The organism is Halomarina rubra (genome assembly GCF_023699475.1).
Lineage (GTDB): Archaea > Halobacteriota > Halobacteria > Halobacteriales > Haloarculaceae > Halomarina > Halomarina rubra.
Window position 1 is genome coordinate 320,475 of the sequence record NZ_JALXFV010000008.1, and the last position, 26,467, is coordinate 346,941.

25 protein-coding genes and 1 pseudogene are annotated in these 26,467 nt (G+C 65.7%); 14 read left to right on the forward strand and 12 right to left on the reverse strand.

Going from position 1 to position 26,467, the window contains the following annotated elements; genetic code table 11:
- Nucleotides 1-176 (forward strand): annotated as a pseudogene (locus M1L36_RS16545) (homoserine kinase); the annotation flags it as partial.
- A gap of 72 nt (nucleotides 177-248) precedes the next feature.
- A complete protein-coding gene (locus M1L36_RS16550; protein ID WP_250874839.1) occupies nucleotides 249-671 on the forward strand; it encodes an SCP2 sterol-binding domain-containing protein in 423 nt (140 codons plus the stop codon).
- Between the two features lie 3 nt (nucleotides 672-674).
- On the opposite strand, the gene M1L36_RS16555 is transcribed toward M1L36_RS16550, so the two are convergent.
- Complete coding sequence (locus M1L36_RS16555; RefSeq protein ID WP_250874840.1) at nucleotides 675-1,529, reverse strand: hypothetical protein; 855 nt, start codon at nucleotides 1,527-1,529, stop codon at nucleotides 675-677.
- 234 nt (nucleotides 1,530-1,763) lie between these two features.
- Here M1L36_RS16555 and M1L36_RS16560 point away from each other — a divergent pair, with 234 nt between their 5' ends.
- Nucleotides 1,764-2,816, forward strand: a complete 1,053-nt coding sequence (locus M1L36_RS16560; RefSeq protein WP_250874841.1) for a glycosyltransferase — start codon at nucleotides 1,764-1,766, stop codon at nucleotides 2,814-2,816.
- A gap of 90 nt (nucleotides 2,817-2,906) precedes the next feature.
- Nucleotides 2,907-4,070, forward strand: coding sequence for a Gfo/Idh/MocA family protein (locus tag M1L36_RS16565; protein WP_250874842.1), 1,164 nt, complete (start codon nucleotides 2,907-2,909; stop codon nucleotides 4,068-4,070).
- A 42-nt stretch (nucleotides 4,071-4,112) separates the two neighbouring features.
- Here the strand turns inward: M1L36_RS16565 and M1L36_RS16570 are convergent, their stop codons facing one another.
- Entirely contained in the window at nucleotides 4,113-4,796 is a 684-nt protein-coding gene (locus M1L36_RS16570; protein WP_250874843.1) for a hypothetical protein, read from the reverse strand.
- 99 nt (nucleotides 4,797-4,895) lie between these two features.
- On the reverse strand, nucleotides 4,896-5,804 hold the full coding sequence (pdxS, locus tag M1L36_RS16575; protein WP_250874844.1) for a pyridoxal 5'-phosphate synthase lyase subunit PdxS: 909 nt from the start codon (nucleotides 5,802-5,804) through the stop codon (nucleotides 4,896-4,898).
- 103 nt (nucleotides 5,805-5,907) lie between these two features.
- Here pdxS and M1L36_RS16580 point away from each other — a divergent pair, with 103 nt between their 5' ends.
- Nucleotides 5,908-6,666: a DUF1405 domain-containing protein gene (locus M1L36_RS16580; RefSeq protein WP_250874845.1), complete on the forward strand. Its 759-nt coding sequence runs from the start codon at nucleotides 5,908-5,910 to the stop codon at nucleotides 6,664-6,666.
- Nucleotide 6,667: 1 nt separating this feature from the next.
- Here M1L36_RS16580 and M1L36_RS16585 read toward each other — a convergent pair whose 3' ends face one another.
- Entirely contained in the window at nucleotides 6,668-7,585 is a 918-nt protein-coding gene (locus tag M1L36_RS16585) for an HFX_2341 family transcriptional regulator (RefSeq protein ID WP_250874846.1), read from the reverse strand.
- A 702-nt stretch (nucleotides 7,586-8,287) separates the two neighbouring features.
- Here M1L36_RS16585 and M1L36_RS16590 point away from each other — a divergent pair.
- The 3 genes from M1L36_RS16590 to M1L36_RS16600 all read left to right on the forward strand — a co-directional run bounded on the left by M1L36_RS16590 (nucleotide 8,288) and on the right by M1L36_RS16600 (nucleotide 11,541).
- On the forward strand, nucleotides 8,288-8,557 hold the full coding sequence (locus M1L36_RS16590; protein WP_250874847.1) for a helix-turn-helix domain-containing protein: 270 nt from the start codon (nucleotides 8,288-8,290) through the stop codon (nucleotides 8,555-8,557).
- 246 nt (nucleotides 8,558-8,803) lie between these two features.
- Nucleotides 8,804-9,394 carry a hypothetical protein gene (locus M1L36_RS16595; RefSeq protein ID WP_250874848.1) on the forward strand — a complete coding sequence of 197 codons (591 nt, stop codon included), beginning with the start codon at nucleotides 8,804-8,806 and terminating at the stop codon, nucleotides 9,392-9,394.
- Nucleotides 9,395-10,953: 1,559 nt separating this feature from the next.
- Nucleotides 10,954-11,541, forward strand: a complete 588-nt coding sequence (locus tag M1L36_RS16600; RefSeq protein WP_250874849.1) for a hypothetical protein — start codon at nucleotides 10,954-10,956, stop codon at nucleotides 11,539-11,541.
- 146 nt (nucleotides 11,542-11,687) lie between these two features.
- On the opposite strand, the gene M1L36_RS16605 is transcribed toward M1L36_RS16600, so the two are convergent.
- The 3 genes from M1L36_RS16605 to M1L36_RS16615 all read right to left on the reverse strand — a co-directional run bounded on the left by M1L36_RS16605 (nucleotide 11,688) and on the right by M1L36_RS16615 (nucleotide 15,809).
- Nucleotides 11,688-12,710 (reverse strand): tyrosine-type recombinase/integrase, encoded by a 1,023-nt coding sequence (locus M1L36_RS16605; protein WP_250874850.1) that lies wholly within the window; start codon nucleotides 12,708-12,710, stop codon nucleotides 11,688-11,690.
- A 185-nt stretch (nucleotides 12,711-12,895) separates the two neighbouring features.
- A complete protein-coding gene (locus M1L36_RS16610) occupies nucleotides 12,896-14,740 on the reverse strand; it encodes a CARDB domain-containing protein (protein ID WP_250874851.1) in 1,845 nt (614 codons plus the stop codon).
- 280 nt (nucleotides 14,741-15,020) lie between these two features.
- Entirely contained in the window at nucleotides 15,021-15,809 is a 789-nt protein-coding gene (locus M1L36_RS16615; RefSeq protein ID WP_250874852.1) for a DNA polymerase sliding clamp, read from the reverse strand.
- Between the two features lie 120 nt (nucleotides 15,810-15,929).
- Between M1L36_RS16615 and M1L36_RS16620 the strand changes: the two genes are divergently transcribed.
- From M1L36_RS16620 to M1L36_RS16640, 5 genes are all read left to right on the forward strand, one after another.
- Nucleotides 15,930-16,502 (forward strand): DUF8102 family protein, encoded by a 573-nt coding sequence (locus tag M1L36_RS16620; RefSeq protein WP_250874853.1) that lies wholly within the window; start codon nucleotides 15,930-15,932, stop codon nucleotides 16,500-16,502.
- 181 nt (nucleotides 16,503-16,683) lie between these two features.
- Nucleotides 16,684-17,616, forward strand: coding sequence for a methenyltetrahydromethanopterin cyclohydrolase (gene mch / locus M1L36_RS16625; protein WP_250874854.1), 933 nt, complete (start codon nucleotides 16,684-16,686; stop codon nucleotides 17,614-17,616).
- Between the two features lie 10 nt (nucleotides 17,617-17,626).
- Entirely contained in the window at nucleotides 17,627-18,136 is a 510-nt protein-coding gene (locus tag M1L36_RS16630) for a double winged helix-containing putative transcriptional regulator (RefSeq protein ID WP_250874855.1), read from the forward strand.
- A complete protein-coding gene (locus M1L36_RS16635; protein WP_250874856.1) occupies nucleotides 18,133-18,855 on the forward strand; it encodes an HAD family hydrolase in 723 nt (240 codons plus the stop codon). Before M1L36_RS16630 ends, M1L36_RS16635 begins: the two co-directional genes overlap by 4 nt.
- Nucleotides 18,856-18,987: 132 nt before the next feature.
- Nucleotides 18,988-19,362, forward strand: coding sequence for a DUF7344 domain-containing protein (locus tag M1L36_RS16640; RefSeq protein ID WP_250874857.1), 375 nt, complete (start codon nucleotides 18,988-18,990; stop codon nucleotides 19,360-19,362).
- A 29-nt stretch (nucleotides 19,363-19,391) separates the two neighbouring features.
- Here M1L36_RS16640 and M1L36_RS16645 read toward each other — a convergent pair whose 3' ends face one another.
- The 3 genes from M1L36_RS16645 to M1L36_RS16655 form a co-directional block, all read right to left on the reverse strand.
- A complete protein-coding gene (locus M1L36_RS16645; protein ID WP_250874858.1) occupies nucleotides 19,392-19,622 on the reverse strand; it encodes a hypothetical protein in 231 nt (76 codons plus the stop codon).
- Between the two features lie 69 nt (nucleotides 19,623-19,691).
- Nucleotides 19,692-21,320, reverse strand: coding sequence for a GTPBP1 family GTP-binding protein (locus M1L36_RS16650; protein ID WP_250874859.1), 1,629 nt, complete (start codon nucleotides 21,318-21,320; stop codon nucleotides 19,692-19,694).
- 77 nt (nucleotides 21,321-21,397) lie between these two features.
- Entirely contained in the window at nucleotides 21,398-22,075 is a 678-nt protein-coding gene (locus M1L36_RS16655) for a phosphoglycolate phosphatase (protein ID WP_250874860.1), read from the reverse strand.
- 53 nt (nucleotides 22,076-22,128) lie between these two features.
- On the opposite strand from M1L36_RS16655, the gene M1L36_RS16660 reads away from it, so the two are divergent.
- Complete coding sequence (locus tag M1L36_RS16660; RefSeq protein ID WP_250874861.1) at nucleotides 22,129-22,995, forward strand: MBL fold metallo-hydrolase; 867 nt, start codon at nucleotides 22,129-22,131, stop codon at nucleotides 22,993-22,995.
- Between the two features lie 79 nt (nucleotides 22,996-23,074).
- Here the strand turns inward: M1L36_RS16660 and M1L36_RS16665 are convergent, their stop codons facing one another.
- Together M1L36_RS16665 and M1L36_RS16670 are read right to left on the reverse strand one after the other, a co-directional pair.
- Complete coding sequence (locus tag M1L36_RS16665) at nucleotides 23,075-25,708, reverse strand: beta-glucosidase family protein (protein ID WP_250874862.1); 2,634 nt, start codon at nucleotides 25,706-25,708, stop codon at nucleotides 23,075-23,077.
- A 138-nt stretch (nucleotides 25,709-25,846) separates the two neighbouring features.
- Nucleotides 25,847-26,410 carry a J domain-containing protein gene (locus M1L36_RS16670; protein ID WP_250874863.1) on the reverse strand — a complete coding sequence of 188 codons (564 nt, stop codon included), beginning with the start codon at nucleotides 26,408-26,410 and terminating at the stop codon, nucleotides 25,847-25,849.
- Nucleotides 26,411-26,467 lie beyond the last annotated feature (57 nt).

Below are 26,467 nucleotides of genomic sequence, written 5' to 3' on the forward strand. Positions count from 1 at the left end.
CGGGTGCGACCGGCGTCACCATCAGCGGGGCCGGCCCGACGATGCTCGCGGTCTGTCGGCCCACGACCCAGCAGGACGTCGCGCTGGCGATGGTCGACGCGTTCGACGACAACGGCGTCGAGGCGACGGCGTTCCAGACTCGCGTCGGCGAGGGAACGACCGTCTACGACGACTGACCGCCCGACCCGCCGGTCTCCGGACCAGTCAGTGGGACGAACGTTTATGCGAGGCGGCGACGACTGCCGGCTATGGCCTACGAGTTCCCGAGCGAGGAGTGGATGGCGGCGTGGCAGGAGACGGTCAACGCCGACGAGGAGTACGGCGAGAAGGCCGCCGAGTGGGGCGTAGACTTCGACGGCGACATGGTGTTCCACCTGACCGCCGACGACCGCCTCCCCGACGACCGGTTCTACTTCGTCGAGTTGGCGGGCGGAACGGCGCACGACACCTACGAGGTCGACAGCCTCGACGACGCCGACTACGGCTTCGTCTTCCGCGGGACGTACACCGACTGGGTGCGCCTCACCCAGGGCGAGGTCGGGGCCATCGACGGCCTGATGTCCGGCACCTTCGAGCTAGACGGCGACATGCAGCGAGTCCTCCAGTACAGCGACGCTGCTGCCCGACTCGTCGACCTCGCCGCCGAGATCGACAGCGACTACTCCTACTGAGGCTCAGGCGGTCGTCGTCCCGGCGTCGGTGGTCGGCTCACTGGTCGTCGGGTCTGTCGTCGTGGGTTCTGCGGTCGGTTCTGCCGTCGTGGGCTCCGTGGTCGTCGAGAGCGTCGTCGTCTGCGTGGTGGTCGGTTCCGTCGTCGGTTCCTGCGTCGTTGGCTCTTGTGTGGTTGGTTCCTGTGTGGTCGGCTGCTGAGTCGTGGGTTCTTGTGTCGTGGGTTCGGACGTCGTCGCCAGCGTCGTCGTCCGACTCGTCGTCGGCTGCGTGGTGGTCGGTTCCGTCGTGGGCTGTTGCGTGGTGGGCTGCGTGGTAGTCGGTCGCGTCGTCGTCGGCTCGGACGTGGTGGGCTGCGTGGTCGTGGGTTCTGGCGTCGGCTCGGGTGTCGGTTCTGGCGTCGGCTCGGGTGTCGGTTCTGGCGTCGGCTCGGGGGTTGGCTCCGGAGTCGGTTCCGGCTCTGGTTCTGGTTCCGGTTCGGGGTCCGGGTCCGGTGCGGGCGTGGGTTCCGGAGTCGGTTCTGGTGTCGGCTCGGGTGTCGGCTCTTGAGTCGGTTCGGGGGTCGGCTCCGGCTCCTCCGTCGGTGTGTCGGGGTCCGTCGGCTCCCCGCCGCCACCCTCGGTCGGTGCTGCAGTCGTCGGAGCCGCCGTCGGCTCGTCGGTTGCAGTGTCGGGCGGGGTCCGCTCGGGGGCCGCCGTCGGGACGACGGTGGCGTTGGTGTCGTTCGGCGCAGCGGACGCGGGTTCGTTGACGTCGACGACGTCGCCGACGAGCGTGAACCCGAAGTACGCGAGCGGGACGACCAGCAGGAGCGCACCGAGGCCTACGACGGCCAGGAAGGTGATGTCGTCAGTTTCCATTGGTGAGGGACTCGTACCTCCTACGACACCGGGGAGACGCTTAACTCAGCGGCCCTTAACTCGAAGGTACAGACTTTCAGCCCCGTGTTAGTGTACGATTTTGGAGAACGTAATCGGAGGGTCGTCCGTCGAATTGCCCCGACGGCCATGTGGTTAAACATTAATACTCTCGCTATCCGACACTGACCAGTAGTGTCTGTGGACTCTCCCCCCTCCGACCGACCGACAGTCTATATGTATCCGGACTACTCGGAGAGCAACGCCTACCAACGCCACCTCCGCGACTCGATTAACGAACGCGGCTACGACGTGCGGATGATCGGTGCGGACCGGCCGCTCCCCCTCCTCGGCGCGGTTCGCGACTACGGGCGACCGGACGTGTTCCACATCAACTGGCTCCACCGCCACTTCGTCACGGACTCGTCGGTGCTCACCACGCTCCTCGCGTTCCGCCTGCTGTTCGAACTGGTCGTGTTGCGGGCGCTCGGCGTCGAAATCGTCTGGACGGTCCACAACCTCGTCGAACACAGCCGTCGGACGCCACGGCTGGAACTCGTCGTCCGTCGAGCGGCCGCGATGCTCTGTGACCGCATCATCGTCCACTGCGAAAGCGCCCGCGAACTCGTCGTCGACACCTACCGCCTCCCCGACTCGACCGCCGACCGAATCGAAGTGGTCCCACACGGCCACTACATCGACAGCTACCCCAACGAGGTCAGCGTCGAGGCCGCTCGCGAGGACCTCGGGTACGAGGACGACCACACGGTCTACCTCTACTTCGGCCTCATCCGGCCGTACAAGAACGTCCCCGACCTCGTCCGGACGTTCTCGACCATCGACGACCCCGACGCGCGCCTGCTCGTCGTCGGCAACCCGATGGGCGACGACCTCGAGTCGGAGGTCCGCGCGCTCTGCTCGCGGGACGACCGGGTCACCTGCGAGTTACGGTTCGTCCCGGACGAGGAGATCCAGCGGTACATGAACGCCGCCGACGCCGTCGTCCTCCCGTTCGAGGAGGTGCTCACCTCCGGGACGGCCATCCTCGCGATGTCGTACGGCAAGGCGCTCATCGCCCCACGCGCGGGCTGTGTCGCCGAACTCCTCGACGGCGACGACACGCTGGGGTACGCCCCGCGAGACCCCGACGGGCTCCGGTCGTCGCTGGTCGCGGCCTCGTCGGTCGACCTCGACGCCGCCGGCCGGTACAACCACGAACTGGCGGCGACGCTCGACTGGGAGGGCATCGCCGACCGCACCGTCCGGGCGTACGCTCGGGGGGCGCGCTGAGCCGACGAGGCCACTCTTCGCACCCATAACGACCGACTACCACGTGGTAGCCGCCGTATACTGATGCCGGCTCCGCGCCGTTCGCCGACTATGGGATATCGAGTCGCTATCATCGGCACCGGTGCCAATCCGGAGAAGAAAGACCGGACGGGCTACGCCATGGCGTACCGCCACGCACCGGGGTACCTCCGCCTCGACGACTGTGACCTGGTCGCCTGCGCCGACATCGTCCCCGAGAACGCCCGGGCGTTCGCCGACCACTTCGACATCGCACAGACCAGCGTCTACGAGGACTACCAGGAGATGCTCGACGAGGAGGACCTCGACGTCGTCTCCGTCTGCGTGCCCGCCGCGTACCACGCCGACATCGTCGTCGGCTGTGCGGAACACGGCAGTCTCCAGGCCATCCACTGCGAGAAGCCCATGGCGACGACGTGGGCCGACTGCAAGCGCATGGTCGAGACCTGTGAACGCCACAACGTCCAGTTGACCATCGACAACCAGCGCCGCTTCGGAGCGCCGTTCCGCAAGGCGAAGGAGCTGCTCGACGACGGCACCGTCGGCGACCTCGTCCGCATCGAGTGGTCCGAGGACAACCTGTTCGACGCCGGCGTCCACACGTTCGACCTCTGTCGGTACTACACCGACGACGAGGAGGTCGACTGGGTGCTCTCGGGCATCGACTTCAGCGAGGAGAACGTCTGGTTCGGCACGCACAACGAGAACCACGGCCTCACCCAGTGGAAGTACAAGAACGGCGTCTACGGCCTCGCCGCCACCGGCGACGGCATGGAGATGGTCGGCGCGTACTTCCGACTCGTCGGCGAGAGCGGCGTCATCGAGTTGGGCGTCGACGACGGCCCCGCCCTCCGGTACCGGAAAGACGGCGGCAAGTGGAACACCGTCAAGACCGACGACTCCATCCACGCCCCGGCGTACAGCCTCCCCCGTGCCGGCGCGCGGAAGGTCGTCAAGAAGCTCCCCGGCGTCTCGGACCGGACGTTCGCGAAGACGACGTTCTACGAGCGCGCCATCGAGGAGGTCCTCGACGCCGTCGACGAGGGGCGCGAACCGGAGATTTCGGGCCGGAACGCCCTCGCCGGGACGGAACTCGTCTACGCCTCGTGGGAGTCCTCGCGTCGCCGTGGCCGGGTGAACATCCCGCTCGACATCGAGGACAACCCGCTCACCGAGATGATCGAGGCGCGCAACGCCGACGACGAGGAGGGCGAAGAGGTCGAAGCGGCCGACTGACCCGCGGCGACGACCGTACCCGACCGGTCGCTACGTCGACGCTCAGTCGTCGTCTTCGTCGTCTTCACCGTCGCTATCGTCGCCGCGGTCGTCCTCGTCGTCGTCCTCATCGCCGCGGTCGTCGTCACTGTCGTCGCGGTCCGAACCGGCGTCGTTCGGTGGCCCTCGGTCGGCGCTCTCCTCGCCGTCGCTCTGGCCGTCTCCAGAGCCGTTCGGCCCCTCGTCCGCTGGTCCCTCGTCGGTCGTCTCGGGAGGCTCGACGGTCTCCGTCGTCGGCCGCTCGTCGGTGTCGGTCCCCGCCGTCGGTAGTGGGGTCGCCTCCGTCTCTCCCCCGTCGGTCGGGTCGGGCGTCACCGTCGGCAGCGGTGTGCTCGTCGTCCCGTCGGTCGGTGCCGTGGTCGTGGCCCCGTCTCCGGACGTATCGCCGTCGTCTCCCGGGCCGCCGTCTCCGGCCCCGGTGGTCTCGCTCGACGCGTCCCCGGCCGGCGGTTCGCTCGTCCCGGCGGTCGCTCCGTCGTTCCCCGTCGTCGGACCGCTCGTCGCGCCGCCCACTGCGTCGGTCTGGGTGTCGTCCTCGGTGACGGCGGGTGCGGCCGGTCCAGCGGCCGGGTCCGACCCGGCGTCGAAGACGCCGAGTACCGTCAGCGCGCCGTAGCCGAGGAGCACCGCGAGGAACGCTCCACCGACGGCGACGACCGCGAGGAACGCCTTGTCGTCGGAGTCCATCTCGTCGGGTCACGACGGCGTTCACCGGCATAGTTAGCCGCGGCTGAAGGCTCACGCACGCCGACGAGAAAACGGTTCGTAGCGTTCAGACCGACGGACTCAGACGCCGCGGCCCTGCAGTTTCTCCTCCTCGGGCATCGTCTCGTTGGCCTGGCCCTTCATCCCCCGGCCGATGTCCTTCGCGATCTCCTTGAGGGCCTCGGGGTCGTCGTAGTTGTTGACCGCTTCGACGACGGCCGTGCCCATCGCTTCGGGGTCCTCCGCGCCGAAGATACCGGAGCCGACGAAGATGCCGTCACAGCCCAGTTGCATCATGAGGGCGGCGTCGGCGGGCGTCGCGATACCACCGGCGGCGAAGTTGACGACCGGGAGCCGACCGCGCTCTGCGGTCTCGTGGACGAGGTCACGCGGGGCCTCGTTCTTGCGTGCCCACTCGTCACGTTCCTCGTAGGCCATGCCCGAGAGCTGTCGGATGGCGCGCTGGATGTTGCGCTGGTGGGTGACCGCCTGATTGACGTCGCCGGTGCCGGCCTCGCCTTTCGTGCGAATCATCGCCGCCCCCTCGTCGATTCGCCGGAGCGCTTCCCCGAGGTTGCGCGCGCCACAGACGAACGGTGCGGTGAACTCGCGCTTGTCGATGTGGTAGCGCTCGTCGGCGGTCGTGAGGACCTCGCTCTCGTCGACCATGTCCGCGCCCGTCGCTTCGAGGATCTGCGCCTCGGTGGTGTGGCCGATGCGGGCCTTGCCCATCACCGGGATGGACACCTCGTCGATGATCTCTTCGAGCAGTGCGGGGTCGGCCATCCGGGCGACGCCGCCACGCTTGCGGATGTCGGCGGGCACCGCTTCGAGGCTCATCACGGCGACCGCACCGCAGTCCTCGGCGATGCGGGCCTGGTCTCGGGTCACCACGTCCATGATGACGCCGCCTTTCTGCATCTTCGCGAAGCCGCGCTTGACGAGGTCGGTGCCTCGCTTCAGGTCCTCGATGTCGGTCGCCTCGCTCATACGAATGCTCGGGACGGGACCCACTTAACCCGTGTCCTTCCGGCCCGAAGCGCCCGAGGGGAGCGACCAGCAGCGTTTTGCTCGCCGCCTCCGACCCACCCGTATGACCGCCGCCGACTCGCCGGGCGAACACCCCTCGACCAGTGTCGAGCGGTTCCTCGCGTTCGTCCGCGACGGCTCGCTTCCCCCCCGCGACGACCTCCCGTGGTACCTCGCGCCCCTCCCGAAGCTCCTCGAAGACGTCGGCCTCCGGTTCGTCTGGCTGGTCGTCGTCGTCAACCTCGCGGGCACCGCGTTCGGCTTCTACTACTACGCCGGACAGTTCGCCGCGACGCCGACGCTGATGTGGCCGTTCGTCCCCGACTCGCCGATGGGGACGCTGTTCATCGCCGTCGCGTTCGGGTTGTGGGCACTCGGCAGACCCAACGAGTACGCCAACGCGTTCGCGCTGTTCGGCTGCATCAAACTCGGCGCGTGGACGCCCTACGTCCTGCTCGCGTTCTTCCCGGCGTGGGACTACGTCGGGTGGCCGATGTTCAACTTCCTGTTCTGGAGCCACGTCGCGATGGTCGTCCAGGCGTTCGTCCTGCATCGCATCGCCGACTTCCCGGTGAAGGCCGTCGCGCTCGCCACCGCGTGGTACACCGTCGACCTCACCGTCGACTACTTCTACTCGCCGGTGGGTGAGGTGACGCACACGTTCATCCCCGTGTCCGACGATGCAGGGTGGTTCCTCGACCCGACGATGACGAACCTCCAGATTGCGGCCGCGGGCGCGGTGGTGCTCACCATCGTCCCGCTGTTCGTCGGTCTCGCGACGCGCGTGAAGAAGTTCGAGGGCGGCGCACTGACGGCCGAGTAACTCAGACCAGCGCGTCGGGGTCGCCGTCGGCGTGTGAGCGCACCCACAGCTCCCCGATGCGCGACAGCCGCGTCCGGTAGGATTTGCCCTGTTCTTCCTGCTCGATGTACCCCTTCCCGCCCGGCCCGAGTCGGTCGACGTTGTAGATGACCTTCGAGCGAAAGGAGTCGGTGTACTCCTCGCCCAACTCGCGAGCGAGCGTCTGTGCCAGTTCGGACACCGACGCGAACACGCCGTGTTCGCCCAGCGTGAACAAGATGAGCTCCTCGAACGGCTTGACGTTCGAGAACGAGGCGACGGGGAGTTCGACGACGTGGCCGCCCTCGACCTGCTTCGCGCCGATGGTCGTCCCGCGCTCGTCGAACTCCGCGAGCAGTTCGCGGGCGTCGTCGAGCCACCCGCCGATACGCTCCTCCTCGACGGAGGAGTCACGGACCTCCGCGAGCAGGTCGAGACCCTGGCGCAACTCCTCGGCCAACTCGGTCTCCAAGTACTTCTCGGGGACCGTGTAGTAGGTGCGGATGCGCTCGCGGTCGCCCTGCCGTTCGACCATGATGGAGTGGGCGGCGGTCGCGAACGCGAACGAGACGGTGCGGGGCATCGAAGAGACGTTCACCCACACCTCGCCCTCTTCGCGGCCCTCGCGGTCGAGTTCGGTGTTGATGAGCCCGTACGCCTGCTCGAAGGCGGTGTCGTAGTCGTAGACGTCCTCGACGACGAACCGCTCGGTCTCCGCGCCGAGCAGGTTCCGGAAGTCCTTCTCCAGTTTCGTCGCGAGGTTGCGCGAGTACTCGACGTTGGCCTCGCTCCCCACCGCGCCCTCGAGGAGGATGACGCGGTCGACGTCGAGTTGATCTCTGACGAGCGGGGCGATGAGCCGGTCGTAGTCGAACCCGACCGGGACGATGTGGGTTTGCATACGTGATACGGTGGTCGGGTACTTATAAAACGTACCAGACTACCGACCCTTGAACTGCACATCATCACTGTGTGCGGCTACGCCGTCACGGGCTTCTGAAGAACCATACAAGGCAATCGGCTTAGAACTTGGTGTGCGAGCAACCGGCGCGACGACTGCTGCCCGCTGCCCCCGATGAATGAACCTGTCAAGGGAGTTGAGGAACTAACGGAGTGGCCAGTTGTTCAACTCGCCTGACAGTATAGTGGAACCAGCGGGAAGGCGCGAGCGACCACCCGAGCGCGTGGCCTCTGGCCCAAGCGAAGGGTGGGAGGGAGCAACTGACCGTTACTCTTGGGTGCGTACTCAGAAAGACAACCGAAAGTTGAGAAAACGACTTTCGACACCCCCAACTTCGTTGTACTGCATATAAGTATGCTTCGTGTGGACACCACTCACTGCTTGCTATTCATGGATTCTGATACAACTCACTTGGACACCTACTCCGCAATCCCCATGTAGAGCAATTAGGACAATGGAGAGAATCACTACGGTATATCTCGTTCTGAACCAGTCTGAGCTTCAAGCGATGCGTACAACCGAATCGCACTTCTGCAACTAACCGCACATTCAGTCGCACTTCTGCGACTCAGCTGGTCGTTTGGTTCGCACTTTTGCGAATTACTAACAAGTCTTATCCCTCGCAACGATTTACAGGATAATATGGCCGCTAATTGCGACCCGAAGAACCTCGACAGAGCCGGAACACCGGGACCGGAACGCACGCTCAAGAGCCGTGAAGTGTACGACCACATGGCTGAGAGCGACCCACTGGTGACGGCGAAAGGGCTGGCCGACGAGCTTGGTGTCTGCCACGCGACGACCCGCCGACGGCTTGAGGAACTTGCTGAACACGGCTACATCGGCAAGCGACGACTCCACGCCAAGACAGTCGCGTACTGGCATCCTGAAGCTTTGACTACCGACGTGTAAATGCAGACAACAAGAACAGCCTCAGCGAACCTTTCCTTTGGCGGGTGGGGTTCGCTGGCTACTGAAACGTTGGTTCCGCACGCTCATAGCATTTCCGACACATTCCCCGACGTCCTACGCAACGACGATGGGACCGCGAAAACGTGGCGTGAGGCAACAGGCGAGTACGCAGCGATTCAGCAGCACTGGCTCAATACGGAACCGAGCAAGTCGAAGTTGAAGGACACGCGAAGACACTACAGGCGGATGCTCGACGCCGACCGGCGATTCAGGGAGGAGTACGACATGACTGCTGTATTCTTGACTCTTGAACAGTCGCCGAGCGACGACATGGGCAATCGTATCGCTCCGTGGACACTTGCCGAAAACCTCGCTCACGCAAAGCGGTCGAAAATCCCGAAGGACGTCAAGCGGGCACTTGGACACAAGGACGTTGACCGCGTGGAGTGGTTCAGCGTAATGGGCGTGACCGACAACGGAACACCGCATGAACACTATACGTTCCTCGCAGACGACCCGGACAACGTGGTGACAGCAGACGACTTCATGCCCGCGCTGAACACGCACGTCAAGCATGTACCGACTGCTAACTGGGACAAGCATATGCACGATGGCCCTGCTGTCCAAGTCCAACACGCGCCCGAGAGAGCCAAGAACGGAGCGACGGCAGCAACAACCTATACGGGCAGGAACCTCGCTCACTGGAAGCTCCGTGGCTACGCGGATGACGACGGACCGAATCCCACCAATGCCGACTACCTCAGTGGGACACTCGCGTGGGCACGCGGCAAGAAGGAGCAGTGGGTACGCTTCAGTCGGGGAATCAAAGCGGAATAAGGGACCACCATGTGCTGAAACGTCAAGCACGTCGGATGTCGTGAACGTTTCCTGCTCACTGGTACGCTATCAACTCCCTACACAACTCATTGTGTCACCAGTAGCTCACCCGTTATTCATGCTCTCTTGTATGTCGCCGGCAACCCATGCGTGCGTCCGATGGCTGGCAAGCTGGCAAGCTCACTCGCGTACCGCCGCCTTCCCGCGTGTCCAACTCTGTTGTCCCACTTGTCGGTAGGCTTCATCCCTACCAGCACCACCCACGGGGCACTGCTCGACTCCCTGCGCCATTCTATGTCTGAAGCTAATGAATCATGCTCGCAAAACCACCCCTGCTCAGACGCCATGTGACGGACTCCGTGATCAAGGCCCTGTGTCACTCCGTGCGTCGGGAGGTAGACTGGTGGACATCCATCACTGCTTGGGTGTCCATACTTGCTGGTTGCCACGACACTTTGACGCCATGCACGCTTTGCCGGATTTGTTAGACACAGAGCGTGAGTGTATCAGTCCCGAGTAAAGCGACCCAATCGGGGGACAGTGTTCAACTTCTATACTTGTCGGCAGTCTTATGTGTGTCTGACACAGACCCGTGTGTAGGAGCACTCGTTAGAACGGACAACAGGTGGAAGAGGTGGGGACGGTTGTCCGTGCCCAGAACGACCTGTTCCTGACGACCGACGCCTCAGCCAAAGGCCTCTGACATCCTTCAAAGCGGGGTGTCGTCGTCGCTGTTTCCTACGCACCCAGTCTCACTTATACCTTTATTTTGACATAGAGAGTATCACACGCTCAGAGGCAACCTCCGCCAACTCACGCGATATACACGCGGCACACGTCTACCAGCTGCGTCACACCGAGCCGGCGTGAAAGAAAGGTGGTTGTCCAACATTGTGGAGCGGGCCAGTCGGGTTGGCTTCCCGCGTGATCCCGTCCGTGTTCACCGCGTTGCTCCATCATGTGATGGGCATGCGGTCCCATCACCGCCTCACTCAACTACAGCACCAACCACGCGCACAAACCACTGGCAACCTGTTGCTCGTACTCCATGGCAACCGAACCCCCTACCCCCTTTCTGACATTGACGACCTGACAAGGTGATGCACATGGGTAAGTTTCATAGAGAATTTCCCAGTTTTCAGTTGTCTCATAGGTGCTGTTCCCCGTCTTGGTGTCCACCCAGTTGCTCAATTGCGGGATGGCGGGGGTGACTGCGGGAAGCGGTAGGCGAAAGCCCGTGCGTTGAAGGCAACAGGAACGTGAAGGATAGGGCGACGTCCAAACCCACCTTTCTTGTGTTGTTCGCGGAGTTTTTGTGGGTTCGTTTATTCTATAGACTATGCGACAACTCAGTATGGACCCGCTGAGTGAGGAAGAAGCAATGTCAAGGAGTGATTCTGGTGAACAAGCTATATTTACTCCTAATGGCTCCCCTGCTTTTTCGAGCGACCCAGCAAGTGTCGAATATATCTGCCATGACTGTCAGTGCGTTTTAGCAAAGCTGTTTCAGACCATCTACCTGAATACAATCGTCCAATGTCCCAATTGCGAGTCATATAATGAGTTTCCTCACAGTCCCTAACGGTACAGGAACTTCCCAGATATTCACTTGGACAAACCTCGAACTGGTGCTTACCTTGTGCCAAGTTGGACTCACTGCTCTGATTGGTCTTACAGCCCCCTTGCACCCACGATTCTCCCGCTACAAGAACCAAGCAATAGAGGGGATAAATACACTCGAACAACCTGTATTTGACTTCGGTTCAATTCGTGTTGGCGTTGTTGAGTCCGGTGAGCGCGGGTTTGAGGAGCTTGAAGATGCAATTTCATCACATTATCCACTGTCCGGGCCTGTACGTCGTGTCAAAGTAGCACTTGGACACCCAGAGTCGATCAAGAATCAACTGGACATGGAACTCGGGGCGATGGTTGGACCTAATGCTGTGGTGTTTGTCGAATACGATGAAGACGTGGAACGGGAGCGCGACATCATCACGTTTCACCCATTTGACCCGGCACAGACGCTCAAGCTAACCGAACTGCGGCGTTGGGTCCAGTCACGAACACAAGACAGAGGCCATGCAATCATCGTTGCGTCCACTCTCCTTTGGACCGTTGTTTCAATGACCATCGCAGTCTGGTTTTGAGACTTGACGTTTGCACAACGGTGATACAACGCAGACTTAGCCTCAGGATAGAAATACTGGGCCGTCTTGCCTCTTGGTAGATCCCCGTTTTCACAAGCTCTGTAAACGACCTAAGACGAGTATGGGCTACCTGTACGAAACCTCGCCTACAACCCCTCCAAATACCCCCGGCGTTGCTCCACCTTCACCTCCTCTGACCGCCTATCGTAGTGCGCTTCCAGTACATCAGGACTCACGTTCATGCGGTCACTCACAACCTCAACAGGCACGTCCTCCGTCAAGTGATGCGTAATCGCTCCACGTCGCCATGCATGTGGACTCCGGGCAGATGGACAGGTGGACGGCGCTTTGTTCGGTGTCGTGAGTGCTTGGCAACTGTCCATCTCTTTCCCATGCGGGCACTGTCCACCGTTGTACTGACACGGGTGTGTCCACTTGTAGCACGTCGCCCGTATCGTTGACCGGGACACTCGACCAAACTGCGTGGTGAACAGCGGTTGCCGCCCGTCGTCGTCAACTACGTCGTCACGGGTGTGGTCAACGTAGTCGTTCAACACTTGGCAGGTGTCCGAGCTTAGGGCAATCAACCGCTCACCGTTCTCCTTGTTCTTGAGCGGTGTGCCTTCCCGATGGACAGCACGTAGCCGCGCGTTCTCCCGGTCGTAGTCCTGTACGTCAAAGGCGCGTATCGTTCCGGAGCGCACGCCACACCGCCAGAGAACCGACAGCAACGTGTGGTGCATAGAGGCGAACTTGAACCGAGCGAGGTAGGTCAGCACACGCTCCGCCTGCTCTTTGTCCACCAGCACGTCACGCTCCCTATCCCCTTGATTGAGCGAGGGCGAGAGTACCTTGTTGTGAAGGTCTTGCTCCACCGCGTCTATGGACTCACAGAACCGAACAAATGACCGTAGCGTGTCCAACTGCGCCTTGAGCGAGACAGGTGCGAGGTCTTGTGCGCGGTGTTGCTTGAACGCCAGTAGCCGCCTGCCCGTCAACTCGTTGAGGTTGCCGATGCCCTCGGACTCGCACCACTCGGTAAAGTGGCTCAGTTTGTACGCATACGAGTCGAGCGTCTGGCTTGCCAGTTCCGCTCGTCGGTCGGTCAGATAGAGGTCAACTGCATCGTCCGGTGCGATTGGTTCGAGTGTGGTTTCGGAGTGTGACATCTTGGCTCCGAAGCCCGGTATTCAGGGTAGCTGAACCCCCTGTGGGGCGATGAGCCGGTCGTAGTCGAACCCGACCGGGACGATGTGGGTTTGCATACGTGGTATGGCGCGAGACGGCGTATAAAATCCAGCAGTCGCTACCGGCCCAGGCGTCGAAAGAAAGGAGACGAGCGTGGGTTGGCCGCTCAGTGCTCCGCGTCGGGGAGGTCGACGGTGAAGGTGTAGGTGCCACCGTCGAGGGTCATGGTCTCGGCGTCGACCATCGTCTGGGTCTCGTCCCAGTCGAACGTCGCGTCGGGAGTCTCGTAGCTGACCAGCGAGAGGGTCAGGGACTCGCCATCAGCGACCGTGACCGTCACCTCGGCGGTCTCACCGTCCTCGCTGATTTCGATGTCGGACGCTTCGATGGCGTCGCTGTACTCGGGGTTCAGCGAGCTAGCGGTCGCAGAGGACGTCTCACCGTCGGCGGTGGTGCCGTGGAGGTAGCTGACGAGGCGACCCTCGGGACTGTAGAAGTCCTCGGTCGTCTCGCCGAGTTTCTCGTTGGGCTCGCCGACCACGAGGTCGACCTGGTAGTAGCGCTCCTCGCTCGAATCGTCGTTGTTCTCGTCCTGATTATCGTCGCTATCGTCGTTGTTCTGCTCGTCGTCGCTGTCGTCCTGATTGTCGTCCGGCTCGGTGAACGTCACTGTCGCCGTCGTGTAGGCCGTCCCGTTCGTGTCCGGAACGTTTCGCGTCCGGAGGATGATAGTGCCGTCACCAGCATCGAACCCGGAAGTGTCGAGTGAGACGTCGATGGTCGTCGATTCGTTGTGCTCGAGGCCCACACGGGAGCCCAGTCGCTCACTGTCGATCTCGCCATCGTCGTCGTAATCTGCACCGATTTCGACGTACTGGTAGTCGGTTCCGCCATAGTTCGTCAGCGTCGCCGAAACCTGAATCTCCTCGCCAATCACGGCTGTCTCGGGAACAGAGACGTTCGAGTACTCGAACAGGCCGGGATCGACGTCGTACGGGTCGTCCGCAGTCACCGGTCGTGAGTCGCCGTTCTGGTCACCGCGGACGATGAGCGTGTGCTCGCTGTCGACGAGATTATCGGTCGACAACTCGAACGTGACGTCCTCGACGCCCTCGTATGCGAGCGTCAGGTCGCGCTCGGTACCGACGTCGATCTGGGAGTCACCGTCGGTGTCGAACCCAGCTTCGAGGGTCTCGGTACCGTCGTCGCCCACGTTCGAGACCGTCGCGTTGACGGTGTAGGTCTCGCCGACCATCACGGTCTCGTCGTAGTCCGTGATCTCGACCATGAACTCGCTGGAGCCGGCGTCGCTCTCGGTGACGGTCAGGGTCGTCCGGACCATCTCCGACGGGGTCGAGACGACGACGTCGTACTCGCCGGGTTCGAGGTCGTCGGCCGATAGCTCGAACTCGACGGTCTTGCGCTCGCTGTAGTTGAGCGTCAGGTTCTGTGTCGCACTGACGTCGGTCGCGTTGTCACCGTCGTAGACGGTCGCGCTCACGGGCAGGGTGCCGGCGTTACCGGTGTTGCTGACATTCGCCGAGACGGTGAACGTCTCACCTTCGGTCACCGTGTCGGGTGCGTCCGGTTCAGTCGGGATGAACTCGCCGGGGTACTCGTCCCCGACGATCGTCACCGTCGTCGAAGCCGTGTCCGTGTCGGACTTGACGAGAATGGTGCCTTCGCCGAGGTCGAAGCCGACGGTCTCGACGGAGAATTCGACGGTCGTCGACTCGTTGGTGGCGAGCGTCAGCGACTCGCCGTCGAGTCCGCCGAGGCCGCCTTCGATGTCGCCGTCGTCGTCGGTGTCGGCACCCGCGTACACGTCCTGCGTGTCGTTTGCACCGACGTTCGTCACGGTCGCCGTGACGATCACCTTCTCGCCGGACTCGGCGGTGTCCGGTGCGGAGACGTCCGAGATGACGAAGTCGCCCGTGTCTGTACTGTCGTCCTGGAGGGTCACCGCTCCGACACCCGCCAACCCGGCCGAGGAGACCAGAAGGAGGGCCATCAAAGCAACAGATGTCTTGTAGAGTTTCTTCATGTTGCTGCGACTGGGCCAAATCGTGTCTCCCGATTAGTTAATGGTCAAACGGACGTTTGAGCGATAGAAACCTCTAACCGCTACAGTGTCTCTCCCGTGACTGTGTTCGTTACACCGTGTTCTCCGGTGGTTGTGGGCCGATACCTCCTCTCGCGGCCGTAATCCTCGTCTTACCGGACCGTACACTCCAGTTAACTGGACGTTCACACTGCTCCGACAGGACGTTCCGTGGCACCGTGGGACAGAGTCAGTGCCGCGCTATTCGCGGCGACAGCGCGTACTCCACCTGGCCCGCACCGTCGGCCGTCGCGAACGACAGCGAGAGCGGAACTTCGGTCCCCAATCGGAGCGTCACGTCGGTCCCGGCGGGAATCGGACGCACTATCGAGCGTAGGTAGTCGACGGAGTACAGCGACTCGGCCTCCCCCACCGAGCAGTCGACCAGTTCGTCGCGACGGAGTCGGTGAGCGACGTCGTCGGTGTCACCCGATGCGCTGACGACGAACGCGTCGGTGTCCGGGTCGACCCCGACCGTGGCGTGGGTCGACACCATGTCCGCGGCCCGGACCGACCGCGAGAGCGCCCCCGAATCGAGGGTGACCGACGCCGAGTACTCGAAGTCGAGTTCGTCGAGGTCCGGCGGCGACCTGATGGCGTCGGGGTCGACCAGCGCCATCGTGTACTCCAGGCCCGCGACCGCGACGTGTAGGCGTCGCGTCTCGGGGTCGAGCGTCAACGACACGAGGTCGTCGCCGCTCGCCATCGACAGCACGTCGTCGAGGCGTTCGAGGGGGACGCCGAGGCGCTTGTCCTCGACCTCGTACGTCTCGAAGGCGCTCGGCGAGAGGTCGAGCGACACCGACGCGACGGTCGCGGGGTCCATCGCCGCGACGTGCAGACCCTCGTCGTCGAACCGGACGCGACACTCCTCGACGAGTGCACCGAGTACGTCGGTGGCGGTTCGGAGCGTCGCGGCGGGGACGACGAGTCGGAGCGTCGAGTCGGCAAGTGGAGCGGTGAGCGTGGATTCGGACATGGTGAGTCGTCCCGACCGAGCGTAACGGGAGTGAAAAGCGTTGTGTCGCATTCCTAGCTGATAATCGGAATTGCAGTATCATTATAGGCGTGCAGCGCCATGCATAACCCGATACAAAGTATGAGTGGTGACGACGACCGCGGCCGTGGCATCCTCAGTCCGGCCGACCGACGATACCTGCGCGGGGCGGCGAACCTGTCGAGTGTCCAGTCCGAGCGAAACGCTCGGGCGCGCATCCGCGACCGGGTGTACGACGGCGCGCTGGACTTCGAGTTGCTGGTCGAACGCCTCTCCGAACGCGACCGACGACTCGTGTTCGAGAAGCGGTTCGGCGGGATGGCGGGGACCGACGCGTTCGACGCGCTGGTCTCGATGCTCGCGTTCTGCTATCTCGCGGTCGGCGACACGGACGTCGAGTTCGAGCGCGCCCTCCGCGAGGCTATCAACGTGGCCGAAGCGGGCGACGAACGCGCGGCGAGCGTCGACCTCGACGTGACTTACCACTCGCTGACCGTCCCGGAACTCCGGCGAAAACTCGACCGCGAGGAGTCGCTGTCGCTGACCGAACTCTCCTTCCTCCAGTCGAGCGAGGCGGTGAGTCTGCGCGAACTGGCGCGGTACTTCGGTGACGCCGACGCCGCCAGACGTGGCATCGACGACGGTCGCATCCAGTCGAAGGTGACGGAGTTCTGAGGTGGCGCTGCGGGCTGCCCCGCGACCGTCGCGTCCGAGGGCCTTCGAGGTCGTGACCTCGCGGCCGACTCCGCCGGAGACGTCCGAGAACTTCACCACCGGAACGACTCCGCCTCAGAACCCACTACGGACGCGTCCCCGACTGACAAACCCTTTAGCCGAAACCGCCCCAGTCGCGCGTATGGAGAGTCTCAATCGGATGGCGCTGGAACTCGTCGACGAGGCCATCGAGTTCGCCGACGAACTCGCCGTCGACGCCTACGAACTCGACAACGGCGCGACGGTCGTCGACTTCGGTATCGACGCACTGGGCGGGGTCGAAGCCGGCCTGTTGCTCGCCGAGATCCAGTCGGCAGGTCTCGCGACGATGTCCGCACGCATGGGCGAGGTCGCCGGCACACCCCGTACCGTGGTCGACGTCTCGACGGACAACCCCGCGCTCGCGCTGCTCTGCTCGCAGAAGGCGGGTTGGGAGGTCACCGTCGAGGAGTTCGAGGCGCTCGGGAGCGGCCCCGCTCGCGCGCTCGTCGCCGAGGAAGAGGAGTTCCAGCGCGTCGGGTACGCAGACGCGTTCGAGTTCGCCGTGCTCGCACTGGAGACCGACGACCACCCCACAGAAGCCGTCGCCGAACACGTCGCGGACCTCGCGGACGTCGACGTAGGCAGCGTCTTCCTCCCGACGTACCCGACGGCGAGCATCGCCGGGAGTGTCGCGACGGCGGCCCGCGCGGGCGAACTCGCTACGTTCCGCCTCTCGGAACTGGGTTACGACCCGCTGGACGTCCTGTCGGTGACCGCGAACGCCCCCGTCGCCCCCGTCGCCGAGGACGAGCGGGTCGCGCTCGCCCGGACGAACGACGCGCTGGCGTACGGCGGGCGCGCCCACCTCGTCTGTGAGACGCCGTTCGACCGGTTCGAGGAGGTCGCCTCGACCGCCGGCGAGGAGTACGGCGAGTCGTTCGCCGACGTGTTCGAACGCATCGACTGGGACTTCTACGAGGTGCCGACGAGCGTGTTTGCCCCCGCACAGGTCACCGTCGACGTTGTCGGCGAGGGGGCCACCAGCTACGGCGAACTCGACGAGGACGTCCTCGCGACCTCGTTCGGGCTGTGAGGGCAGCGCGATGAAGTTCAAGGTCGTCCCCGAACCGCGGTCGCTGACGTTCGTCAGGGAGGCGACGCTCGCGCTCCCGCTGGTGCCAGGTAGCGAGGACGACTGCTGTGCGCGGCTGATGGCCGACGCCGACGTCGCCTCGCGGGACGCCGCCAAAGAGTGGCTCACGTTCCTCCGTGCGCTGGGTCTGCTCGCCGAGAGCGACGGGAAGTACTACCAGACCCGCACGGACCCCGACGACGCCGAACTGGCGCGGGCGTTCCGCGAACGCGTCCACCCCGTCGACGACCTGCTGGCGGTTCTGGACGCCGCCGAGGAGAGCGGCGCGACGCCGCTGTCGCCCGAAGCCGCCTACGAGCGCGTCCGCCAGCGCGTGCCGCAGTGGGAGCGCTCGCGACGTACCGACTGGGAGGACGTCTGGCTGACCCGCGTCGAACGGGCGCTGGCGTGGGCCGAGACGTTCGGGTTCGCCGAGCGCGTCGACGACGGCTACAGCCCCGCCACCGACCCGCCGGTATGACCCGAGCGGGCGACGCCGAGACCGGCGTCGGCACGGTTCGAGCCGTGCTGTTCGACCTCGACGGCACGCTCTGTCGCTACCGGCGCTCGCCGGGCGAGGTGCTGGCGGTCGCGTTCGAACGCGAGGGCGTCGACCCGGTGTTCACCGTCGAGGCGTACCGCGAGGCGTTCGACCGCTTCGCCGAGGACGCCGACAGGATGGCGGACCTCCGCGAGCGCTGTTTCGCGGCGCTCTGCGCCGACCGGGGCCACGACCCCGAACTCGGCCGCACGCTCGCCCGGACGTTCGCCGACGAACGCGACCAGACGGACGTCGTCCCCACGCCGGGGGCGGAGGAGACGCTCGACTCCCTCGCGGGTCGCTACCCGCTCGGCGTCGTCACCAACGGCCCACGGGACGCCCAACTGGCGAAGCTCGACGGTCTGGGCCGCCGCGAGGCGTTCGACGTCGTCGTCTGCGCGGGCGACGACACCCCCGCGAAACCCGCGCCAGCCCCGTTCGAACGGGCGTGTGCGACAGTCGGCGTCGACCCCGACTCGGCCCTGTTCGTCGGCGACTCGCCGGAGACGGACGTCGTCGGCGCGAACGCTGTCGGTCTCGTCAGCGTCCTCGTCGGGGAACGGGACGCGACCGACCCGTCGGGAGTCGCCGCGCCCGACCACCGCCTCTCCTCGCTCGCCGACCTCCCCACCCTTCTGTCGGCGCGATACGGACACTGAGACGCGGTTCAGTGGGTGGGTATAACCACTCGCCGTGGCACGTTCTGCCATGACGACGTGTTCTCCCGACCGACCGCCGGCTCACGTTCGACGGACCGACGACCGACGGACCACCGGGCGAAGCGGGGGCGGATGATTCGCGACGGCGACGATTCGACCGACGACGAACCGAACACCGGCGCACCCTCGCTCGACACCCTCTTCGACCTGCTGTCGGTCGAACGACGGCGACTCGTCCTCTATCAGCTCACCGCCGAGCACGAGCGCTCGCTCGCGGACCTGACCGACGCCGTCGTCGCGGCCGAGCGGCGACGTGGCCGTCGCGGTGCCGACCGACGAACGGTGGCGGCCTCGCTCGCCCACGTCCACCTGCCGCGCCTCGTCGCCGCCGGGGTCGTCGAGTACGACCGCGAGGCGGCGACCGTCCGCTACCGACCGGAGCGGACGCTCACGGCGTGTCTCGACTGGGTGCGGCGGTACGAGGAACCGACGCCGACGTGTGAGTGACGACGGGGTGGTGGTGCTCGTCGGGGGCCTCAGACAGCGCGCCCGGTGATGCCCGAGGTCCCGAGCGAGAGCGTGCCGACGACGATGAGCGCCACCGACATCAGACCGATGAGTATCTGGAGCGGCATGACGAGCGGCGCGAACACGAGCAACGAGATGAGGAGCGTCCCGACGACGATGAGCAACGCTCCGCCGCGTATCTTCTGGCGCTCGCTCAACGAACGGTTGTAGTCGCGTATCTGCTGGCCGACCGTTGACATACCATAGATAGGGGCCGACCGCTCGTAAATCGCTCGCCGTGTCATGATTTATCGTGACACGACGGCCGCTCAGGAGTCGACCGGCGTCACGTCGGTGATGGTCCCCACCCCCTTCGACTGGCCCTCGCGGAAGACGAAGCGCTGGCCCTCCTCGACGTGGTAGGGGCGGAACTTGAACCGGACGCGGGTCCGTCCGTTGTCGCCGGGCAGCAGGTGGCCCGTCTCGGGGAGGAACTCCGCGGCCTCGCTCACCGTCTCGACGTGGACGACGGGTTCGTACCCCGACTGGATGCGTGTCGGGTGGTTGAGCACCATCACCTCGGCCTCGAACTCGCGGACGGCCCGCACGTCGGCGTCGCGAGGTAACAGGACCATCCCCCGTTCGACCTCCTCCTCGCGGACGCCCTTCAGCGCGACGCCGACGATACGCCCGGCCTTCGCCTCGTCGACGCGGTGGTAGTGCATCTCGATGCTCCGGACCTCGACCTCGCGGAACGACCCGTCGCTCATCGGGCCGAGCAGGAGTTCGTCGCCCGCGCTGACCGTGCCCGTCCGGACCGTCCCCGACGCGACGGCCCCGACGCCGGCGACCTTGTAGCTCCGGTCGACGTACATCGAGAACTCGCCCGCGCCGTCGGCCGTCTTTGGCAGTCGCTCGAACATCTCGTCGAGCAACGAGAGGCCCTCCATCGTCACGGCGCTCGTCGAGAGGATGGGGACGACCTTCTCGCTGATCTCCTCGATGGCCGTCTCGACGCCGTAGCGGTCGATTCGCAGCGGCGTCCGGTCGGCGTTCCGGAGCAGGCCTTCGACCTCGCGTTCGACCTCGGCCAACCGCTCGTCGCTCACCACGTCCGCCTTCGTGATGGCGACGATGGTCGGTAGTTCGGTCGCGAGCAGGATGCCGAGGTGCTCGCGGGTCGTCTTCGTCGGCCCGTCGTCCGCCGCGACGACGAGCAGGCCGTAGTCGAGTTTCTGGCCGACCAACCCTCGAATCGTCGTCCGGAGCCACGGCTCGTGACCGACGGTGTCGACGAACGAGACGAGGCGGTCGGCCGACTCAACGATGCCCGCGCGGTCGGTCTTTCGGTGGGGGTTGTCCATCCGGACGGGGTCGCCCTCGCGGAAGCCGTAGACGCCGTACGAGAGGTCCGCCGAGAGGCCGCGTTCGACCTCGTGGGGCTGGACGTCGAGGAAGCCGCGGGTGCCGCCCTCGCCGTCGTCGGGTTGGCCGGTGACGAGCGAACCGACGAGCGTCGACTTCCCGTGGTCGACGTGGCCCGCCGTCCCGACGACGATGTGCTCGTCGTCGACGTCGAGCATCGCCCCCTCGCGGATGGTGGCGACGCCGACGAGGCCGTTTCCGCCTTCGGTCCCCGAGGCGTCGGGGACGCCCCACGTCTGGACCTCGTCGATGTGGGCGCTGGCCTCCTCGGCCAGCAACGAGAGCACGTCCATCGTCTCGGAGAACTCCTCGGGAGTGATGCCCGCGAGACCGCCGTCGTCGGTGACGCCGACGACGTACGTCGCCTCGCCGTCGCCCGAGAGGACGCGGTGACGCAGTTGTGCCGCGAGGCTCTCCAGTCGGCCGTCCGCGAGGTGGAGGGTCCGGGTGAGGCGTTCTTTGAACTCCACACTCCCGCCCTCCTGCTCGCCGCGTTCGAGCGCGCGCTCCAACACGGCCCGGTCAGGGCTCATTGGCAGGTGCTAGTCGTTCACCCGTGAAAAGGCTTCCCGCGGGTGGTTATCGTTGTCACAGTAGGGCTCGGCCCGCCTCAGAGCGACCGAATCGCGTCCAGGGCTTCGAGGAAGCCGTCGGCGTACGACGCCTCCGTCTCGAAGTCGGCGGTCGCCTTCGCGGCGTCGTCTGCGTTGGCGACGGCGTAGGAGTGACCGACGCGTTCGAACGCCGCGGCGTCGTTCTCGGAGTCGCCGACCATCGCGAACTCCTCGACCGAGCGGTCGAGTCGGTCGCAGATCGCCTCCAGCGCGGTCCCCTTGTCGACACCCGGACTCGTCACGTGGTAGGCGTAGCCGGTGTCGAACAGGTTCATCCCCTCGGCGGCGGCGAGTTCCCGGAGCGGTTCGAGCGGCTGGTCGAGGCTGACGGCGAGTTCGGTCTCGCGCCAGCGGTTCGTCAGGTCGACGTCGCCGTAGCCGAGGTCGTACCCCCGCTCGCGGTAGGCGTCGACGACGCGCTGGGCGGCCTCGCGGTCCCCGACGAACACCAACTCGTCGTCGTCTTCGAGGTACGCCGCGCCGCCGTTCTCGGCGACGACGCGCGTCGGGATGCCGACGAAGTGACAGAGCGCGACCGGGTACGGCAGGGCCTTCCCGGTGGCGACGACGACGGGTTCGGGCCACTCTCGGAGCGGCGTCATCACGCGCGGGTCGAGCGCCCCCGTCCCGTCGGTGAGCGTACCGTCGATGTCGACGGCCAGTGGTGGGGTCATATCGAGGGTGGACGCGCCGAGCGAATCAAGGCACCGCTTGACGAACCACCGACATGGACCCGCCCGTCCGTCCGACCCGCGTCGCCCCCGACACGTACCTCGTCGACGCGCTGTTGCTCGACACGCCCGGCGCGCTGTCGTCGTACGTTCTCGACGCCGACCGGCCGGTCCTGGTCGACGCAGGGACGACCTACGGCGCGCGGCGCATCCTCGACGCCATCGACGCGCTGGGTATCGACCCGCCGGACGTCGCGGCCATCCTCGTCACGCACGTCCACCTCGACCACGCCGCAGGCGCGGGCTTCCTCGCCGACCACTGCGAGAACGCGACCGTCTACGTCCACGACCGCGGCGTCGACTACCTCACCGACCCCGAGAAGCTGACGCGCCTCCGCGCCAGCGTCGACGCCGCGACGGGAACGACCGACGCGTACGGTGTCCCCGAGGTCGTACCGGCCGACCGGACGGTCGCGGTCTCGGGCGGTGAGACCGTCGACTGTGGCAACCACGACCTCGCACTCGCCGACGCGCCGGGCCACGCACCTCACCACTTCGCCGTCTTCGACGAGACGACCGACGCGCTGTTCTCCATCGACAGCGCGGGCCAGTTCTTCGACGAGCGACTCTACCCGACGACGCCACCGCCGTCGTTCGACCTCGAACGGAACCTCGCGACCTGCTCGCGACTGCGCGAGTTGGCCCCCTCGGTGAACCTCTACGGACACTTCGGTCCGGGCGGTGACGACGCCGTCGGTGAACTGGAGACGTACGCCGCACTCCTGCCGGAGTGGGTCGACGTCGTCGAGGAACTGGCCGCGGAACACGGCGAGGACGTGGCCGCCATCGTCGGGGCGCTCGACGACCGGTGGCACTCGCCGACGGTCGGACGGGACGTGGCGGGCGTCCTCGCCGCGCGGTAGGCACGCGCCCGTCGAGCCATCCCGCGTCCCGTCGGGCGAGACTGACCGTCCGTGCCCGACGCGGCGGTCGGAGCGGGACCTACGAGGACCCGGTGACCTCGCGCAGCAGGTCGAGCACGTCGTCCATATCGGGTTCGTCGTCGCCGTCGCCGTCGCCCTCCCTACCCTTTCCGTTTCCACCCTTCCCGTTCCCGCCCGGTCCGTGGCCCTTCCCTGGGCCGCCACCGACGGGGAACCGGTCGTGGTCGTCGGTACTCCCGGTCGAGTCCACCGTGAGCGTGGTCGTCGGCCCGTCGTCGCCGACCGTCAGTTCGTAGTCGCCCGCCTCGACGACCTTCGGTGCGAGACCGAGGAGGTCGCCCGGGACGACCGCCAGCGCCGCGAGGTCGAGCGAGAGGTCGACGGTCGCCGTCTCTCCCGGCTCCAGCGAGACGCGGTCGTACCCCAGCAGCCGACGGAGCGGCTGGAGGACCGACCCGTAGGACTGTGTGTCGAACACCTCCACGACGTGGTCGCCGGCCCGGTCGCCGACGTTCGTCACGTCGACGTTGAGCGTCACCTCGTCGGTCTCCGAGGGGTCGACGCCCGACGCGGACAGCGACGGCTCGCCGTACTCGAAGTCGGTGTAGCTCAGTCCGTGACCGAAGCGGTACAGCGGGGTGTTGTCGGTCGCTCCAGTCGACGTCGGCGGATATCGGTAGTACTGGACCGGCGTCGTCCCGACCGGCGTGCCGGGGTTGCGCGGCCAGCTGAACGCGAGCTTCCCGGAGGGGTTGTACTCGCCGACGAGCGCCTCGGCGATGGCCGCGCCGCCGTCGCTCCCCGGTTGGCCGGCGAACAACAGCGCGTCGAGCTCGTCGTACGTCTCGGCGGAGCCACGGGGACTGCCCGCGAGCACGACGCCGACGACGGGGGTCTCCCCGTCGGTCTCCTCGGCGACGACGTCGACCAGTCGCTGCTGGGACTCGTCGAGGACGAGTTCGTCCCGGTCGCCGAACCCCTCGTTGTGGCTCCCCTCGCCGAGGACGAGCACGACGACGTCCGCGTCGGGGGCGGCCGACCGCATCGCCGACTCCTGTTCGTCGGTGAACGCGAAGTCGCCGTTCTCGTCGCTCTGCTGGTTCTCGCCGGTTCCCTGCCCGGCCCACCACGTCGAGTTGTCGTAGTACGTCGGGACGTGCGTGAGGCTCCCGACACGAGCCTCGAGTTCGTCGCTCAACAGCCGCTGTCGAGGGTACGGGCCGCCGTTGCTCGGCCCCTGCCACCCGAGCGTCCAGCCGCCGTGTTGCATCAGCGCGCGGGTGTTGTTGCCGTCGCCGTCGACGCCCGGCCCAGCGAGTAGGACGCTCTCGTCGCCCGACAGCGGGAGCGTCTCCTCGGCGTTCTCCAGGAGGACGAGCGACTGGCGGGCCATCTCCTCGGACGTCTCCCGTGCGCCGCCGAGGACGCCGCCGATGCGCGACTCGTCGACCGTCGGCGCTTCGAACAGGCCGAGGTCGACCTTCAGTTCGAGGACGTTCCGCACCGCCTCGTCGATTCGCTCTTCGGGAATCTCGCCGTCCTCGACGAGGCTCACGACCGTCTCGACGAACTGGACCGGGCCGGGGGCGGAGCCACCGTTGCCGATCATGTACATGTCGACGCCGGCGTTGATGGCCTCGCGCGTGCCCGCCCGGAAGTCCGGGACGTAGTCGTGGTTGGTCACCAGCCGGTGGAGGTCGTCGTAGTCCGAGACGACCAGCCCTTCGAAGCCGTAGTGGTCGCGCAACAGGCGGGTCAGCAGCCAGTGGGAGGCGTGGGCGGGCTTGCCGTTGACCGCACCGCTGTTGACCATCACTGTCCCCGGTTCGGCCTTCAGCGCCTCCCGGTACGGTGGCAGGACGTTCGTTCGGAGGTCGCGCAGCGACGTCGACGCCGGCGCGCGGTCGTTGCCGTTGTTCGGAATCGAGTACGCCGCGAAGTGCTTGACGCAGCTGGTGAGCCGGTCGTCGTCCTCCAGGCCGCGCGTGCGGGCCCGCGAGAAGTCGCCCTCCAGTTTCGGGTCCTCGCTGATACCCTCGAAGAACCGGCCCCAGCGGGGGTCGCGCTGGAGGTCTGTCGTCGGTGCGAACGTCCAGTGTGCACCCATCGACGCCGTCGAGTCGGAGGTGTGGCGCTCGGCCTCCTCAACGAGCGCCGGGTTCCGGGTCGCACCCATGTTCATCCGCTGTGGGAAGACGGTCGCTCCCTCCAGCAACCCGTTGCCGTGGGTGGCGTCGACGCCGTAGAGAAACGGGATGCCGTGGTCGCTCTGTTCGACGTTGTACTCCTGGAGCGCGTTGACGCCCTCGACGACCGTCTGGGCGTCGAACGACGGCGGGGCGGCACCACCGGACAGTATCGACCCGACGCCGAGTTCGCTGAAGTACTCGCCGACGGTGTCGACGCCGAAGCTGTCGGGCACGTTCGACCCGTCGGGCTCGGGGTCGAACGACCCGACGGCGACCTGAGTCATCTGCCCGACCTTCTGTTCGAGCGTGAGGTCGTCGAGCAACGCCTCGACGCGGTCGTCTCGGCCGTCCTCGTCACCGTCATCGTCGTCGTCGTCCGCCGCGGCAGCACCCGTACCGGCTCCCACCGCACTCGCCGTCGTGGCGACACCGGCCGCCTTCATGAACGTTCGTCTGGAGGTGTCCGATGCGTCACCGTCGTTCTCGTCTGAGTGCTCAGACATTGTGACAACTCACAATCGAGTTAACTTAATATCCATTCACGAAGTGGTGAACAATCTCATCGGCGATACTGTCGAAGCGCCGTGGTCAGGGGGGACGGTGTTCGAGGGTGGAGAATTCGCCGCTCGCCGGCGGCCTCGTCACTCCGAGAGTCGCTCGTAGGCCGCGGTCACGCGCTTGAACGCCTCCTCGCTCCCGCCGCGGTCGGGGTGGGTCTCCTTCACTCGCTCGCGGTAGGCGCGCTTGACCGCCGACTGGTCGGCCGACGGGTCCAGACCGAGGACGTCGTACGCCTCCGTCGCCGTCGGACCCGAGTCGGGTTTGGGCGGTCGTCGCCGCCGCTGGCGCGTGCGCTGGCGACCGGTCGCCTCTGCGCGTGCTCGTCGTCCCGCCGCCGTCCGACTGCGCGACTGTCGAGGGCCGGCCCCGAACCCGCCCCGGCCGCCGTCGGCTTCGGCGGTCCGGCGGGTCCGACGACCCGTCGCGCGGGCACGCTCGTCGACGCGTGCCTGTCGCTCGACGCTGGCGTAGACGCGCCGCAGGAGGCGACCCGACGCCTGGTACCACAGCAGGTACGCGACGACGGCGAACGGCACGGCGAGCACGAGCGCCAGCGGTTCGAGGAGGACGGCGAACAGCGTGAGGAGGACTGCCATCCCCCCGAACGTCGCGGCGAGCGCCGTCACGATGCGTGAACGGTCCACGGACACACTAACGGCCGGGCGTGCCTAAACCCCTCGGCGTGGCAGGCCGTACCGTTA

Coding starts and splice junctions, on each gene's coding strand:
- M1L36_RS16550 (WP_250874839.1), top strand. CDS start 249: ATGGCCTACGAGTTCCCGAGCGAGGAGTGGATGGCGGCGTGGCAGGAG.
- M1L36_RS16555 (WP_250874840.1), bottom strand. CDS start 1,529: ATGGAAACTGACGACATCACCTTCCTGGCCGTCGTAGGCCTCGGTGCG.
- M1L36_RS16560 (WP_250874841.1), top strand. CDS start 1,764: ATGTATCCGGACTACTCGGAGAGCAACGCCTACCAACGCCACCTCCGC.
- M1L36_RS16565 (WP_250874842.1), top strand. CDS start 2,907: ATGGGATATCGAGTCGCTATCATCGGCACCGGTGCCAATCCGGAGAAG.
- M1L36_RS16570 (WP_250874843.1), bottom strand. CDS start 4,796: ATGGACTCCGACGACAAGGCGTTCCTCGCGGTCGTCGCCGTCGGTGGA.
- pdxS (WP_250874844.1), bottom strand. CDS start 5,804: ATGAGCGAGGCGACCGACATCGAGGACCTGAAGCGAGGCACCGACCTC.
- M1L36_RS16580 (WP_250874845.1), top strand. CDS start 5,908: ATGACCGCCGCCGACTCGCCGGGCGAACACCCCTCGACCAGTGTCGAG.
- M1L36_RS16585 (WP_250874846.1), bottom strand. CDS start 7,585: ATGCAAACCCACATCGTCCCGGTCGGGTTCGACTACGACCGGCTCATC.
- M1L36_RS16590 (WP_250874847.1), top strand. CDS start 8,288: ATGGCCGCTAATTGCGACCCGAAGAACCTCGACAGAGCCGGAACACCG.
- M1L36_RS16595 (WP_250874848.1), top strand. CDS start 8,804: ATGCTCGACGCCGACCGGCGATTCAGGGAGGAGTACGACATGACTGCT.
- M1L36_RS16600 (WP_250874849.1), top strand. CDS start 10,954: ATGAGTTTCCTCACAGTCCCTAACGGTACAGGAACTTCCCAGATATTC.
- M1L36_RS16605 (WP_250874850.1), bottom strand. CDS start 12,710: ATGTCACACTCCGAAACCACACTCGAACCAATCGCACCGGACGATGCA.
- M1L36_RS16610 (WP_250874851.1), bottom strand. CDS start 14,740: ATGGCCCTCCTTCTGGTCTCCTCGGCCGGGTTGGCGGGTGTCGGAGCG.
- M1L36_RS16615 (WP_250874852.1), bottom strand. CDS start 15,809: ATGTCCGAATCCACGCTCACCGCTCCACTTGCCGACTCGACGCTCCGA.
- M1L36_RS16620 (WP_250874853.1), top strand. CDS start 15,930: ATGAGTGGTGACGACGACCGCGGCCGTGGCATCCTCAGTCCGGCCGAC.
- mch (WP_250874854.1), top strand. CDS start 16,684: ATGGAGAGTCTCAATCGGATGGCGCTGGAACTCGTCGACGAGGCCATC.
- M1L36_RS16630 (WP_250874855.1), top strand. CDS start 17,627: ATGAAGTTCAAGGTCGTCCCCGAACCGCGGTCGCTGACGTTCGTCAGG.
- M1L36_RS16635 (WP_250874856.1), top strand. CDS start 18,133: ATGACCCGAGCGGGCGACGCCGAGACCGGCGTCGGCACGGTTCGAGCC.
- M1L36_RS16640 (WP_250874857.1), top strand. CDS start 18,988: ATGATTCGCGACGGCGACGATTCGACCGACGACGAACCGAACACCGGC.
- M1L36_RS16645 (WP_250874858.1), bottom strand. CDS start 19,622: ATGTCAACGGTCGGCCAGCAGATACGCGACTACAACCGTTCGTTGAGC.
- M1L36_RS16650 (WP_250874859.1), bottom strand. CDS start 21,320: ATGAGCCCTGACCGGGCCGTGTTGGAGCGCGCGCTCGAACGCGGCGAG.
- M1L36_RS16655 (WP_250874860.1), bottom strand. CDS start 22,075: ATGACCCCACCACTGGCCGTCGACATCGACGGTACGCTCACCGACGGG.
- M1L36_RS16660 (WP_250874861.1), top strand. CDS start 22,129: ATGGACCCGCCCGTCCGTCCGACCCGCGTCGCCCCCGACACGTACCTC.
- M1L36_RS16665 (WP_250874862.1), bottom strand. CDS start 25,708: ATGTCTGAGCACTCAGACGAGAACGACGGTGACGCATCGGACACCTCC.